Below are 13783 nucleotides of genomic sequence, written 5' to 3'. Positions count from 1 at the left end.
GCGGGGCGGGAGCAATCCCCGTCCCCACCGCGACCGTAGTAGCGGATGCAAGCATCGATGACGTGCTCCATCTCTTCCACGCTGGAGAACTCCTGCACGCAGAAGAGTTCGGACTTGAGCGTACCGAAGAAGCCTTCCATCGCGGAGTTGTCCAGGCAGTTCGCAGCATGCAGTCCACCAACGCCTGCATCGTCTTGATGCGGTCGACTTCTCGGATCGTCATCGTGATCGTCGCCCCCCTGATGTGTCCATCGCCGCACCGGAGGGGCGCAACGATGCGACATTTTTATTAGGGAGAAACCCGGCATTCCTGGGTTTTCCCGAATGGCGTGGAACTTGCCATCAGGAAAACTCTCGCCACGGAAACGAAACTCCGTTCTGTTAGAGAGAACGCACAAAGTACCACCATCCGATCCGCGCCGCCTCCCCAGCAGATTCAACAACTCTCAACAAAAAAGGACAAAGCATGAAGAAACTCAACGCACTGAGCCTCGCCATCTCGGCGCTGGCTCTGGGCTTGGCAGCCACCTCGGCCTTGGCGCTCACCGCCGAGGAGCAGGCCCAGGTGAATGCCGCCGGCCAAGCCGCTGCTCAGGCCGTCAAGCAACAAGCCTCGGACCAGGCCGACGCGCTGCTCACCACCGCCAAGGCTCAGGGCGATACGCTGGTCGACGCCGCCAAGGAAAAGGGCGATGCGCTGGTCGCCGCCGCCAAGGCCGCGTCTTATTCCGACTCGGCAGCCAAGGCTGCCGCCCTGGCCGCTGCCCAGGTGGCGAAGTCGAACCTCGTCCTCGATGCCCAAGCGCAGAAGGACAAGCTGGTCGCCGACGCCAAGGCGCAGGGCGCCCAGTTCAAAGCACAGTCCACCATCGACGCCGACGCCGCCAAGACCACCGCAAAGGCGATCACCACGTTCGACATCGGCCACCCCTGGCTGAAGGCGGCCGAGCCGACGGTCAAGGTCCAGTTCAACAGCAACGGCCCCGCCGAAAGCATGGATCCGACCTACAACGTCTGCCGTGGCATCGACCCGCGTTGCTACCACCCCTGGAAGGGCAACGTCAAGAACCGGATCATGATCTACTCGCGCACCGCGGGTCCGCGCCACGCCAACCTCGGCCCGGCCCAGACGACCGCCGGCAGCGTGACGGGTTCGGCCAATATCCCCGACGCCAACATCTATCAGAAGACTGTCGCCAAGTGGATGGAAGAACAAGGCGTCACGGTCACCTGGACTGAAGACGTCAACGTGCTGGCCGGCCTGAGCATCGGCACCTACGACGCCCTGATCATGGCCAGCCCGACCCGCGACACGTTCACCAAGCACGGCACCTTCGTCTCCGAAGGCGCGAAGGGCTACACCAACCTGGCCGGCACGGCCATCGGCACGGGCAACAACCCCGGCGGCAACCTGTCTTCCAGCAACCTGAATACTGATCAGGCCAAGACGTCGCTGCGCAACTTCCTGCGCGCGGGCGGCGGCTTTGCCGGCATGCACAACGTGTTCGGCGCTGAATACAACTGGCCCTACTACGAAGGTCTGCTCGGCAACGCCAACTACATGGACCACGGCTCGGCCCAGGCTGGCGACATCGTCATCGTGAACCAGGCTGACGTCTCGACCGCTGGTCTGCCCAAGCAGTTCCACTTCGCTGACGAGTGGTACAACTTGGCGCCGTTCCCGACCAAGGTCCGCTTCCTGGCCGCCGTGGACGACAACACGCTCTCGACGGGCCGCGGCGGCACGAGCCCCGGTCACTCGTTCCACCCGGTCTCGTGGTGCCAGTACTACGACGGCGGCAAGGCGTGGATCACCACGCTGGGCCACTTCAGCAATGCATTCGACCCGAATGCGAGCAGCAACAGCAACGCTGCCATCTCGGCGACGACACAGGCCTACTTCAAGCAGCACGTCGTGCACGGGCTCCTTTCGGTCATGGGCCGTGAGCCGTTCTGCCAGGGCAACGACAATCGCCCTGACGCCAACGGGAACGTCCGCGACGACAAGTGGTTCAACCCGCTGCAAAGCGCGGCTCAACCGCAAGCTGGTTCGTGGGCAGACGTGCGCTGAGATCCGACTGACTCAGGCATCATGAACGCGGCGGGGATGGCGACATCCCCGTCGCGTTTTTCCTTTGAAAACACCCTCACCGGGCAGGCTCCCATGAAACAGAAGCATCGAGACCGCAAATCCGCGAACAACCCGACGCAGCCGATCATTTCGCTGCTGCACAGGCCGCCTATGCCAGCCCGCGCTCCGGTCGTCATTCCGGGCGTGACCCCGGGCGCGTTCGAGCTGACCCGGCACAACTACGAATCGGCGATCGAGGGCTGGTCACTGGCGGTCGTCGATTTCTGGGCGCCGTCTTCGGCGTTTTGCCGCGAGTTCGCGCCGGTGTTCGCTGCCGCCTCGGTCTGCCACCCCGGCGTTCTGTTCGCCAAGGTCAACGTCGAGGAACAACCGGAGATCGGCTCGCGCTTCAACATCACGTCGATTCCGACGCTGATGATCGTGCGCGACGGCATCATTGTCCACGTCCATGAAGGGCCGCTGCAAGCGGGAGCGCTGGACGCCGCGCTCAACACGGCGCGGACGCTCGACATGGCGCAGATGCGACGCCCGATGACGGAGGCGAACGACGGCAGGGCCGAGGCGGACGCCGGCCTGCCGTCGCTCGAAACTTATCTGCGCCCATCGGTCCGCGTTGCGCTGCCGGACATCGTCCCTCGGCTGGCGGTCGGCAAGCTGGTCCTGATCCGGGACGCCTTCGAGGCGGACTTTGCCGAGCGCATGCACCGCAGCCTCGACAACAGCACGGCCTGGCGCGTGCAGGAGGGTTACGAGGCGCATTTCCACTATCACTATCACGATCTCTCGAACGCCGAGGAGTATCCCGAGGACATCGCCGAGTGTTCCAGGATCTTCGATTCGCCGAAGACGAAGGAGTGGATGACGCGGCTGTCGGGCCGCTCCTGCACCGGGCCGACGGAGTTTTTCGCCAACTGGTATCTGCCGGGCGACTATCTGCATCCGCACAACGACGTGGCGGCCAACGACGCCAATTCGCATCGTCAGGTGACCTTTGTGTGGTATCTGGCGAAAGAGTGGCGCTCCGAGTGGGGCGGCTCGTTCTTCTGGTGCCCGACGAACAGCTACCTGCCAGCCTCCTTCAACACGCTGGCTCTTTTCAACGTGGGGCCGGAAGGCGCCCATCTGGTGAGCCATGTGTCTCCGTTTGCCAAAGGCAAGCGTCTGGCTGTCAGTGGATGGTGGACGGGGCAGACCGCGACGCCTGCCGCTGCCTGGACGGGGCCGGAGCAGATCCGCGCCGGGGACGCGGAGTTCGAGATCTATTGATGACAGCAGTCTTCGGGTGAAGCCCGCCATTCCCCCGAACAGCCGGCACGCCGATTACTTCGATTTCTTCATCCGCGGCAATGAATGCGGCTGCCAGCCACCAAAGGCCGCGACGGCGGGGTTGCCGCCGAAGGTGGCGGTGAGTTCACGGGCATATCTGAAGAGCGGCGGCAGGATCTTCTCCGCCCCCAGCGCCTCGATGCGATAGCGGGGACCGGAGACGTTGATCGCGCCGACCAGGCGGTTGCCGTGGCCAAAGATGGGGGCGGCGAAGGCGGCCGTTTCTGGGTCGCGCTCGCCGAAGGAAGCGGCGTACATCTGCTGGCGCACGAGGTCAAACCGCTTGCCGGCGGCGCCGTTGAAGGCGCACAGCACATGGCCGGAAGCGCCGCTGGTGAGCGCGAAGCGGTCGCCCTCACGCACCGAATCGCGCACCGCCTGCGCAGACTCGACGCGGTGCAGAACCACGCGCCAGTCGGCGTCCACGACGTAGAAGGAGGCGCCCTCCTTCAATTCCTCGACCAGTTTGCGCAGCACCGGCAGCACCAGTTCGCTGGCGTTGAAGTGCTTCTGGTACAGCGAGCCGAGGTACAGCACCTTGGAGCCGAGGCGGTAGCAGCCGTCGGAGTCGCGCAAGACATAGCCAAACCTTTCAAGCGACTTGATCAGGCGCAGCAGGGTGCTCTTGTAGAGACCCGTGCGCTTGGCCAGGTCGGCGAGCGTCGACTTCTCGCTGGTCAGGGCGTCGAGGATCGTCAAAGCGCGGTCAACCGCCGCCACGCCGGTTTCGTCAGTCATTCGAATTCCTCCAAGGTAGATATCGAGGGTCATCGGCATCGCAGTCCAAAGCTGTCCCCCAGGCAGCATTAATTGTCCTGTGCGTTCCGAGTTTGCCCTAGGTGTTTATAAATAGAACTCTATTATGATGGACGGAACGACCGATTGAAGCCCGCCTCTGAGCCAACCCACCGCATTGACCTTCTTTTCCAGCCCGACGGCCCTTGAACGATGAGCACTCCAGCACTTCCCAGATACGAGCATTACATCGACGGCGCGAGCGTGCCGCCAGCCTCCGGCCAGTACCTGCCGACCGACGACCCCTACACCGGCCAGACCTGGGGCGAGATCGCCCGCGGCAACGCCGACGACGTGGCGCTCGCCGTTGCCGCAGCGCAGCGCGCCTTTGAAGGCCCGTGGTCCCAACTCACGCCGTCGGAGCGCGGACGGCTGCTGTGGAAGCTCGCCGATCTGGTCACCGCCAATGCTCACCGTCTGGCGCTGATCGAGCAGCGCGACAACGGCAAGCTCGCCACCGAAGTGGTCGCACAGGTGCGCTACATGGCGGATTACTTTCGCTACTACGCGGGCTTGGCCGACAAGGTGCATAGCGATGTCATTCCTACTGACAAGAAAGGCGTGTTCGCCTATACACGCTATGAGGCGAAAGGCGTGGTGGCGATCATCACGCCGTGGAATTCGCCGCTGACGCTGACCAGTTGGAAGCTCGCTCCCGCGCTGGCCGCGGGGTGTACGACGGTGATCAAGCCGTCGGAATTCACGTCGGCATCGATGGTCGAGTTTGCCGCGCTGTTCGATCAGGCGGGTTTTCCGAAGGGCGTCGTCAACGTGGTCACGGGGCTGGGGCCGGAAGTCGGCGAACCATTGGTCACGCACCCGGACGTGGCGCACATCGGCTTCACGGGCGGCTCGGCCGCGGGGCGCAAGATCTACGAAATCGCGGCGCGCAATTTCAAGACCGTGACGCTGGAGCTGGGCGGAAAGTCGCCCAACATCGTGTTCGACGATGCGGACCTCGATCAGGCGGTCAAGGGCGTGGTGTCAGGCATCTTCGCGGCGTCCGGTCAGAGCTGCCAGGCTGGGTCGCGGCTGCTCTTGCAGCGCGGCATCCACGATCGCTTTCTCGAGAAGCTGACGGCCTTCATGAGTGACGTGAAGCTCGGCGATCCGAAGGACCCCGCGACACAGGTGGGGCCGATTTCGACCAAGCCGCAGTTCGAGAAGATCATGGGTTACATCGAAATTGCGAAGAAGGAAGGTGCTCGCCTGGTGATCGGCGGACGCAGCCGGCCTGACTTGGGCTGCGGCCAGTTCGTCGAGCCGACCATCTTTGCCGACGTGCGCAACGACATGCGCATCGCGCAGGAAGAAGTCTTCGGCCCGGTGCTGGTGGTGATTCCATTCGACGACGAGCAGGACGCAATCCGCATCGGCAACGACATCGACTTTGGCCTCGCCGCCGCCGTTTGGACGCAGAACCTCAAGCGGGCGATGTTGATGACCGAGAAGATCAAGGCCGGCACGGTGTGGGTCAACAACTACCGCGCGACGAGCTTCACGTCGCCGTTCGGCGGCTACAAGGAGTCGGGCATCGGGCGTGAATCGGGGACCGAGACGATCAAGGAGTACCTGCACACGAAGTGCGTCTGGGTCTCGTCGGACCTCGACGTGCCCAACCCCTTCATTCGCCGATGAACAGCATGACGACAATCAAGGCGCTCGCGGGCATCCGCGTGCTTGACCTGACCAACGTGCTGGCTGGCCCCTTGTGCGCCTACCAGTTGGCGCTGATGGGTGCCGAGGTGATAAAGGTCGAGGCACCCGACAGCGGCGACCTCGCCCGCCAGTTGGGCAACGACCGCTCGCTCAACGCAAAGCTGATGGGGTCCTCCTTTCTGGCGCAGAACGCGGGCAAGAAATCGATGACGGCGAACCTGAAATCGCCGCAGGGCAAGGAATTGCTGCGGCGCCTCGTCGCGTCGGCCGACGTGCTGGTCGAGAACTTCCGTCCCGGCGTGATGGAGCGCCTCGGCCTCGGCTATGAGGAACTGCGCAAGGACAACCCGAAGCTCGTGTACTGCGCGATCACCGGCTTCGGTCAGGAAGGCCCGATGCGCGACGCACCCGCCTACGACCAGATCATCCAGGGTTTGAGCGGCATGATGAGCGTGACCGGCGACGCGCAGAGCGCGCCGCTGCGCGCAGGCTACCCGGTGGCCGATACGGTGAGCGGCATGGTCGGCGCGTTCGCTATCTGCGCCGCGCTGCTGCGCCGCAACGCAACGGGCGAAGGCGGCTTCATCGACGTCTCGATGCTCGACTCAGCGCTGGTTGCGATGGGCTGGGTGGTCTCGAACTACCTGATCGCGGGCACCGAGCCGCAGCCGCATGGCAACGACAACTTCACCGCCGCGCCGTCGGGCACCTTCCGCACCGGATCTGGACCGCTGAACATCGCGGCCAACAAGCAGGACCAGTTCGAGACGCTGACCCGCGTGATTGGCCGCCCCGGCATCGCGCATGACCCGCGCTTTGCCGAACGCGAAAGCCGCAAGCAGCACCGTGCCGCGCTCACGCAAGAGATCGAAGCCGCGCTTGCCACGCGACCGGCGAGCGAGTGGGAACAGTTGCTGACCCGCGCCGGCGTTCCCGCGGGCAGCGTGCTCAACATGCCCGATGTGCTGCGCTCGGAACAACTGACGCAGCGCGAATTCGTCCAGACCTTCAGCAACGTGCCGGGCGCTGAGCGCGAAGTGCGCGTAGGGCGCACGGGCTTCAAGCTCTCCGGCGGCGATCCGCGCGCCGAGACGCCGCCGCCGGTACTCGGCGCACACACCGACGAGATCCTCGCCGGGCTTGGCTACACGGCGAGCCAGATCGCCGAATTACGTGAGGACAGTGCGATCTGAGATGAAACATCCATCGTGTATGACTTCCTTTCCCCGCTACGCCACGGAGGGCTGACATGGCCGACCTCACCCAGCGCCCACCCGAGCAATTGGTCAAGCAGGCCAGCGACTGGTGGTCCACGAGCATCGTGGACATCGAGCCGGGCAAGATTCATTTCCGCGGCTATCCGATTCAGGACCTGATCGGTCGCGTGAGCTATCCCGACATGGCGTGGCTGCTGCTGCGCGGCGAGTTGCCGACGCGCGAGCAGTCGGCGCTGCTCGAAGCGGCGATGGTGGCTGGCGTCGATCACGGGCCGCATGCGCCGTCGATCGCGATTTCTCGCATGGCCGTGAGCTGCGGTCTGCCAGTCAACGGCGCGATGGCGAGCGCGGTCAACGTGCTTGACGACGTGCACGGCGGCGCGGGCCAGCAGTGCATGGAACTGATGTACGGCATCGACCGCATCGCGGGCGACGGCGCGCCGCACATGGGGCACGTCGTCGCCGGCCTCGATGCCTTCATCGCCGAGCACGGCAAGATCATTCCGGGCTTCGGCCATCGCTTCCACGGTATCGATCCGCGGGCGGTGAAGCTCATGAAGATGGTCGATGAAGCGCGTGAACGCGGCTTCGTCTCGGGGCGCTTCGCCGTCATCGGCAAGCTTATCGACGAGGAACTCACGCGCCGCAAGGGCGCGCCGATTCCGATGAACATCGACGGCGCGACCGCCGCCATTTATTGCGAACTGGGCTTCGCGCCCGAACTCGGGCGCGGCCTGTTCGTGCTTTCGCGCTCGATCGGCATCCTGGCCCATGCGTGGGAGCAGAAACAGCAGAACGCCCGCATCAAGGGGCCGATGCCTCCGTCTATTCCCTATACCTACACCGGACCGGCCAAGCGCGCGGTCGAGCGTTGAACTTCACCTAAGGAGACACCATGAGAGAAACCATCGCCAAACAACTGGTCCGCGAGCTTGAGCGCCGCGGCGTCGAATACCTCTTCGGACTGTGCGGCCACACCAACATCGCCGTGATCGCAGCGCTGGATGGAGCCAAGGTCAAGTTCATGAACACGCGCCACGAGCAGGTCGCCGCGCACATGGCCGACGGCTATGCGCGGGCGAAGAAGAAGACCGCCGTGATGCTGTCGCACCTCGGCCCCGGCCTCACGAATGCGGCAACGGGCGTGGCGAACGCGGCCCTGGATTCGATCCCGATGGTGGTGATAGCGGGCGACATTCCGACGCACTACTACGGCAAGCATCCGCACCAGGAAGTGAACCTGCACGCCGACGCGGCGCAGCACGAAATCTACCGCCCCTTCGTCAAGCGCGCGTGGCGCGTCGACCGGCCCGACATGTTCGCGCAGATCCTCGACAAGGCGTTCCAGTTGGCCGAGAGCGGTCGTCCGGGGCCGGTCCTGGTGTCGGTGCCGATGGACATCTTCTCGGCGGAAGTCGATACCCGGCTGTTCGAGCGTCTGAGCCACCACACGCCGCATCTGCTCAAGCCCTCGCTCGATGAAGTCGTCGCCGAGAAGATCGTGCGCACCATCGCCGAAGCCGGGAAGCCGGTGATCTATGCCGGCGGCGGCATCCTGCTGGCCGATGCCGCGGAAGAACTGCGCAGACTGGCCGAGCATCTCTCGCTGCCCGTGGCGCACAGCCTCATGGGCAAGGGCGCGTTGCCCGACGACCACCCGCTCGTGCTCGGCATGACGGGCTTCTGGGGCACGAAGTTCGTCAACGACAAATGCCTCGGCGCCGATTGGGTGATCGGCCTGGGCACGAGCTTCCGCGAGGCCGATTGCAGCTCGTGGGAGCCGGAGTTCACCTTCAGCTTTCCGCCGTCGAAGCTGATCCACATCGACATCGATCCGAACGAAATCGGGCGCAACTTCCCCGCGGACATCGGAGTGGTCACGGACTTGAAGGAAGCGCTGGTGGTGCTCAACCGCGTGGCGCGCCGCCTCTATCCCGAGGGCCGCAAGAACGAGGCGCTGGTCAAGGAGATCGCCCAGTACCACGCCGATTTCGTCAAGGGCAACGAGAAGTTGGCGCAGAACGACGCCTATCCGATGCAGCCCGAGCGCATCCTCGCCGCCGTGCGCCGCGTGTTGCCGCGCGATGCGATCATCACGACCGACGTGGGCTGGAACAAGAACGGCGTCGGCCAGCAGTTCCCGATCTATACGCCGGGCAGCATCCTCACGCCGGGCGGCTTCGCGACCATGGGCTTCGGCGCTCCCGCGGCGCTCGGCGCCAAGCTGGCCTGCCCGAACAAGGTGGTCGTGGCGCTCGTCGGCGACGGCGGCTTCGGCCAGAACCCGGCCATGTTGGCGACTGCCGTGGAAAGCGACATCGCCGTGGTGTGGGTGGTGATGAACAACAACGCCTTCGGCACCATCGCGGGTCTGGAAAAGGCCCACTTTGACACGACCTTCGGCACGGTGTTTACCAAGGACGGCAAGCCCTACTCGCCGGATTTCGCCGCCATCGCCCGCGCTTACGGCGCGGAAGGCGTCAAGATCGAGTCGGCTGCCGAGTTCGAAACCGTGCTGCAACAGGCGATTGCCGCCGGCAAGCCGTTCGTCATCGATGTCTCGATGTTGAACAACCCCGTCCCCACGGCGGGCCACTGGAACATCAACGACATCTACTCGCCGGGCAAGAAGGTGTCTCATGCATCAACGGATTGAAGCCCGGCGAGGGAACCAGCGCCAGCGCGGCTTCACGCTGCTCGAACTGCTGGTCGTGATGGTCATCATCGGCCTGCTCGCTGCCTACGTCGCGCCGCGCTACTTCTCGCAGGTCGGCAAGTCCGAGGTGCGCAGCGCCCAGGCGCAGATCGATGGGCTGCGCAAGGCGCTCGATACCTACCGGCTCGACACCGGCGCCTACCCGACGACCGAGCAGGGACTCGCTGCCCTGAACACGCGCCCGGCCAACACGGCGAAATGGAATGGCCCTTATCTCCAGCGCCCGGTGCCGGGCGACCCGTGGGGCAAGCCGTATCAATACAAGGCGCCTGGCGATCACGACGAGTTCGACCTGTTCTCCTTCGGCAAGGACGGACAGCCCGGCGGAACCGGCGACGCAGCCGACATCACGAGCTGGGAATAAAACGCATGCGGTTCGATGTGCGCGCTCTCGACGGGCAGCGGCGGGTCGTCTCACTGTCGCTCGAGGCCGCCGATGCCTCCTCGGCGACGGCGCTGGCGCAGGCCCAGGGGCTTGTGGTGCTGTCGACGCGGCAGCGCGCCGCTGCGGGCGCCGCGTTCGGCCGGCTTTTGAAGCAGAACTTTCCGCTCCTGCAATTCACGCAGGAACTCGTCGCGCTGCTGCGCGCCGGTCTCTCGCTGCCGGAAACGCTCGAAGTGATGGTCGAGAAGGAAACGCGGGCCGAGGTCCGCCAGGTGTTCGAGCAGATCCGCGGCGCGATCTATGAAGGCCGCTCTTTTTCGCAGGCGCTGCAAGGCAACGCGCGCCACTTCCCCGAGCTGTACATCGCCACCGTCCGCGCCTCCGAGCGCACGGGCGACCTGCCCGAGGCGCTGATGCGCTTCATCGAATACAAGGAACGGCTCGACCTGGTGCGCAAGAAGGTCGTCTCGGCCTCGATCTACCCGATGGTGCTGCTGGCGGTGGGCGCGCTCGTCACGCTGTTCCTGCTCGGCTACGTGGTGCCGCGCTTCTCCGAGATCTACGCCGAGTCGGGGCGCGAACTGCCGTGGCTGTCGCAGTTGCTGATCGACTGGGGCCGCATGATCAACCAGCACAGCCTGGTGGTCGGGGGCGTCGCGCTGGCACTGCTCGCATTCATCGCCGCGTCGGCCCGGCGCATCCCTGCGCTGTTTGGCCGGCTGATGCGGCGCATTCCGGCGGCGCGGCGGCGCTTGCTGGTCTATCACCTGGCGCGCTTCTACCGCACGCTGGCGATGCTGCTGCGCGGCGGCATTCCGATGGTTCCCGCGCTCGGCATGCTGGCGACGCTGCTGCCGGAAGACCTGCGGGCGCAACTGCTCGCGGCGACGCAACGCATCCGCGAAGGCGTCGCCACGTCGCAGGCGATGGGCGAGACCGGACTCACGACGCCTGTCGCCGCCCGCATGCTGCGCGTCGGCGAACGCAGCGGCGACATGGCCACGATGATGGACCGCATCGCCGCCTTTCACGATGAGGAACTGGCGCGCTGGGTGGACTGGTTCACCAAGCTGTTCGAGCCGCTCCTGATGGCGCTGATCGGCGTGGTCATCGGCGGCATCGTGGTGATGATGTACATGCCGATCTTCGAACTCGCGGGGAGTCTGAATTGACGATCGCCCCCGATCTGTTCGCGCAGGCGCGACGCCTCGCGCCAAGTCGCGGCCACACGATCGTGGCGACGCTCGAAGAACTTGCGGGCCTGGAACCCGAGGCGTTCACGCGCGAACTTGCGCAGTCGCTGCATCTGCGTTGCGCGAGCATCCAGGATCTGCACCGCTGGACGCCGAATTTCGAGCTGCTGCCGTTCTCCGACTGCATGGCGGCGCAGTTGATCGCGCTGACCGATGACGACGGCGCGCTGCGCCTCGTGACCGGCGACCCGTTCCGCGAAGACAATGCCGCCGCCGCCGAAGACCGCATCGAGCAGGCCGGCCATGCGCCGCAGCTCACGCTCGCGCATCACGCCGACGTGGCGGCCTACCTCGCTCGCCACGAAGAGGGCCTGTCGGCGATGGCCAACCTGCTGCCCGACGTGCGCGGCAAGGGCGAGCGCGACGTCGACGTGGAGGCCCTGTCGTTCCAGAGCATCACCGAAGACTCCAGCCCCGTGGTGCGGCTGGTGCGATCGACGCTCTATGACGCGCTCAAGGCCGACGTCTCCGACATCCACCTCGAAACCGGAGCGCACGGTCTGGCGATCAAGTACCGCATCGACGGCGTGCTGGTGCCCGTCGGCGCGGTCGGCGACGCCGAAGTAGCTGAGCAGGCCATCTCGCGCATCAAGGTGATGGCCCAACTCGACATCGCCGAGCGCCGTGTGCCGCAGGATGGCCGTTTCACTGTCGGCGTGCGCGGGCGCGAGATCGACTTCCGCGTCTCGATCATGCCCTCGACCATGGGCGAGGACGCGGTGCTGCGTATCCTCGACAAACAGCGCTTGGCCGACGAGGCGCGGGGGCTGACGCTCGATGTGCTCGGCTTCTCGGAACCCGACCGCGTGCTGATCCGCAAGCTCGGGCGCGAGCCTTACGGGATGCTGCTGGTGACCGGCCCGACCGGCTCGGGCAAGACCACCACGCTGTACGCGACGCTGACCGAGACCTACGACGGGCGCGACAAGGTCATCACGATCGAAGACCCGGTCGAGTACCAGTTGACGGGCGTGTTGCAGATCCCGGTCAACGAGCGCAAGGGATTGACCTTCGCGCGCGGCCTGCGCTCGATCCTGCGGCACGACCCGGACCGCGTGATGGTCGGCGAAATCCGCGATGCCGAGACGGCGCAGATCGCGGTGCAGGCGGCGCTGACCGGCCACCTGGTGTTCACCACCGTTCACGCGAACAACGTGTTCGACGTGCTCGGACGCTTCACGCACATGGAGGTCGATCCGTACAGCTTCGCCGCAGCGTTGAACGGCATCGTCGCGCAGCGGTTGGTGCGGCTGAACTGTCCGCATTGCAGCGTGCCGGCAGTGCCGCCGGATGAGTTGCTCAGCGAGTCGGGCATTCCTTTGCAGCAGGCCGCAAGCTTCCGCTTCATGGCTGGCCGCGGTTGCGGGCAGTGCCGCAGCACGGGCTTCAAGGGGCGGCGCGCCATCGCCGAAATCATGATCCTGACCGACGAACTGCGCGAAATGATCGTGGCGCGGGAACCGATCCGCAACCTGAAAGAAGCAGCGCGCCGCGGCGGCACGCGCTTTCTGCGCGACGCGGCGGTCGAACTGGTCCAAGAAGGGCTCACGAGCCTGGAGGAAATCAACCGTGTCACCTTCGTGGCGTGATCGCGTCGAGGTTTTCGTCGGGGCGCGGGAACTGCGCCTCGTGGTAACGCCGCGCGGCTGGAAGGCGCAGGAGTCGCGGCGCATCGTGCGCGAGACGCAGGACGCCGCCGCCGACCTCGCGGCGGCACTGGCCGAATCGACGCATCGCGGCTGTGACGTGAGCATCGTGCTGTCGAACTTTCACGTGCGCCATGCGGCGGTCGGCGATGCCGGGCTGCTCGATGGAGCCGCCGAACGCGAGGCGGCGGGACGGCAGGTGTTGCGCTCGGTGTATGGCGAGGCAGCGGATGACTGGCGCATCGTGATGGACGCGGACAGCACCGGCGTTGCCCTGGTGGCCGGCGCGGCGCGGTCGCTGATCGACGGCTTGCGCCACGCCTGCGCGAGCGTCGGCGCGAGCCGGGTGCGGATCCAGCCATTGCTGGCCTGCGCGATGAATGGCGCCTTGCTCGCGCTCGACAAGGACGAAATCGGCCACGCCGGCTGGTTCGGCGTGCTCGAAGACGACCGGCTGGTGCTGGCGACGCTCGACGGGGACGGTATCCGGGCCGTGCGCGGCCTGCGCATCCGCCAGGACGCGGGCGGCGAGATCGCGGCGATGCTGCAACGCGCGCGGCTGCTCGATGCGGATGCGTCAGGGCGGTCGCTGCTGGTGCTGGCAAGCGACCGCACCGTGCCGTTGGCGCTCGGCCCCGAATCCGACCTGCGGGTGCGAACCGTGCCGCTGACCGGCACGCTGCAGGGAGGCTGA

General features: G+C 65.6%; 11 protein-coding genes and 1 pseudogene. 10 read left to right on the top strand and 2 right to left on the bottom strand.

Translation table 11 applies throughout. The features are described 5' to 3' along the window. Window positions 1-47 precede the first annotated feature (47 nt). Window positions 48-140 (bottom strand): annotated as a pseudogene (locus AC1DN9_RS01990) (IS3 family transposase); the annotation flags it as partial. A 326-nt stretch (window positions 141-466) separates the two neighbouring features. Here AC1DN9_RS01990 and AC1DN9_RS01985 point away from each other — a divergent pair. Next, window positions 467-2071, top strand: coding sequence for a ThuA domain-containing protein (locus tag AC1DN9_RS01985; RefSeq protein WP_478096764.1), 1605 nt, complete (start codon window positions 467-469; stop codon window positions 2069-2071). 21 nt (window positions 2072-2092) lie between these two features. Then, window positions 2093-3358, top strand: a complete 1266-nt coding sequence (locus tag AC1DN9_RS01980; RefSeq protein WP_478096762.1) for a thioredoxin domain-containing protein — start codon at window positions 2093-2095, stop codon at window positions 3356-3358. Between the two features lie 54 nt (window positions 3359-3412). Here AC1DN9_RS01980 and AC1DN9_RS01975 read toward each other — a convergent pair whose 3' ends face one another. After that, window positions 3413-4156 carry an IclR family transcriptional regulator gene (locus AC1DN9_RS01975; RefSeq protein ID WP_478096760.1) on the bottom strand — a complete coding sequence of 248 codons (744 nt, stop codon included), beginning with the start codon at window positions 4154-4156 and terminating at the stop codon, window positions 3413-3415. Window positions 4157-4366: 210 nt separating this feature from the next. On the opposite strand from AC1DN9_RS01975, the gene AC1DN9_RS01970 reads away from it, so the two are divergent. From AC1DN9_RS01970 to AC1DN9_RS01935, 8 genes are read left to right on the top strand one after another with little or no spacing between them, the layout of a single operon-like run. Next, a complete protein-coding gene (locus AC1DN9_RS01970) occupies window positions 4367-5851 on the top strand; it encodes an aldehyde dehydrogenase (protein ID WP_478096758.1) in 1485 nt (494 codons plus the stop codon). Window positions 5852-5856: 5 nt separating this feature from the next. Beyond that, the gene (locus tag AC1DN9_RS01965) at window positions 5857-7065 is read left to right on the top strand and encodes a CaiB/BaiF CoA transferase family protein (RefSeq protein WP_478096756.1); all 1209 of its coding nucleotides are present in this window, start codon (window positions 5857-5859) and stop codon (window positions 7063-7065) included. A 56-nt stretch (window positions 7066-7121) separates the two neighbouring features. Then, entirely contained in the window at window positions 7122-7964 is an 843-nt protein-coding gene (locus AC1DN9_RS01960) for a citryl-CoA lyase (protein ID WP_478096754.1), read from the top strand. Window positions 7965-7984: 20 nt separating this feature from the next. Next, window positions 7985-9745, top strand: coding sequence for a thiamine pyrophosphate-binding protein (locus AC1DN9_RS01955; RefSeq protein ID WP_478096752.1), 1761 nt, complete (start codon window positions 7985-7987; stop codon window positions 9743-9745). After that, entirely contained in the window at window positions 9729-10169 is a 441-nt protein-coding gene (gene gspG / locus AC1DN9_RS01950; RefSeq protein ID WP_478096750.1) for a type II secretion system major pseudopilin GspG, read from the top strand. The genes AC1DN9_RS01955 and gspG overlap by 17 nt, the downstream gene beginning before the upstream one ends. A 5-nt stretch (window positions 10170-10174) precedes the next feature. After that, the gene (locus AC1DN9_RS01945; protein WP_478096748.1) at window positions 10175-11362 is read left to right on the top strand and encodes a type II secretion system F family protein; all 1188 of its coding nucleotides are present in this window, start codon (window positions 10175-10177) and stop codon (window positions 11360-11362) included. A gap of 2 nt (window positions 11363-11364) precedes the next feature. After that, the gene (locus AC1DN9_RS01940; RefSeq protein ID WP_478096826.1) at window positions 11365-13032 is read left to right on the top strand and encodes a GspE/PulE family protein; all 1668 of its coding nucleotides are present in this window, start codon (window positions 11365-11367) and stop codon (window positions 13030-13032) included. After that, window positions 13013-13783 (top strand): hypothetical protein, encoded by a 771-nt coding sequence (locus AC1DN9_RS01935; protein ID WP_478096746.1) that lies wholly within the window; start codon window positions 13013-13015, stop codon window positions 13781-13783. Before AC1DN9_RS01940 ends, AC1DN9_RS01935 begins: the two co-directional genes overlap by 20 nt.

The sequence above is a fragment of the Variovorax sp. 05L425 genome (genome assembly GCF_056397705.1).
The sequence above is the reverse complement of the archived record's forward strand: the minus strand, read 5'-3'. Positions and strand labels throughout refer to the sequence as shown.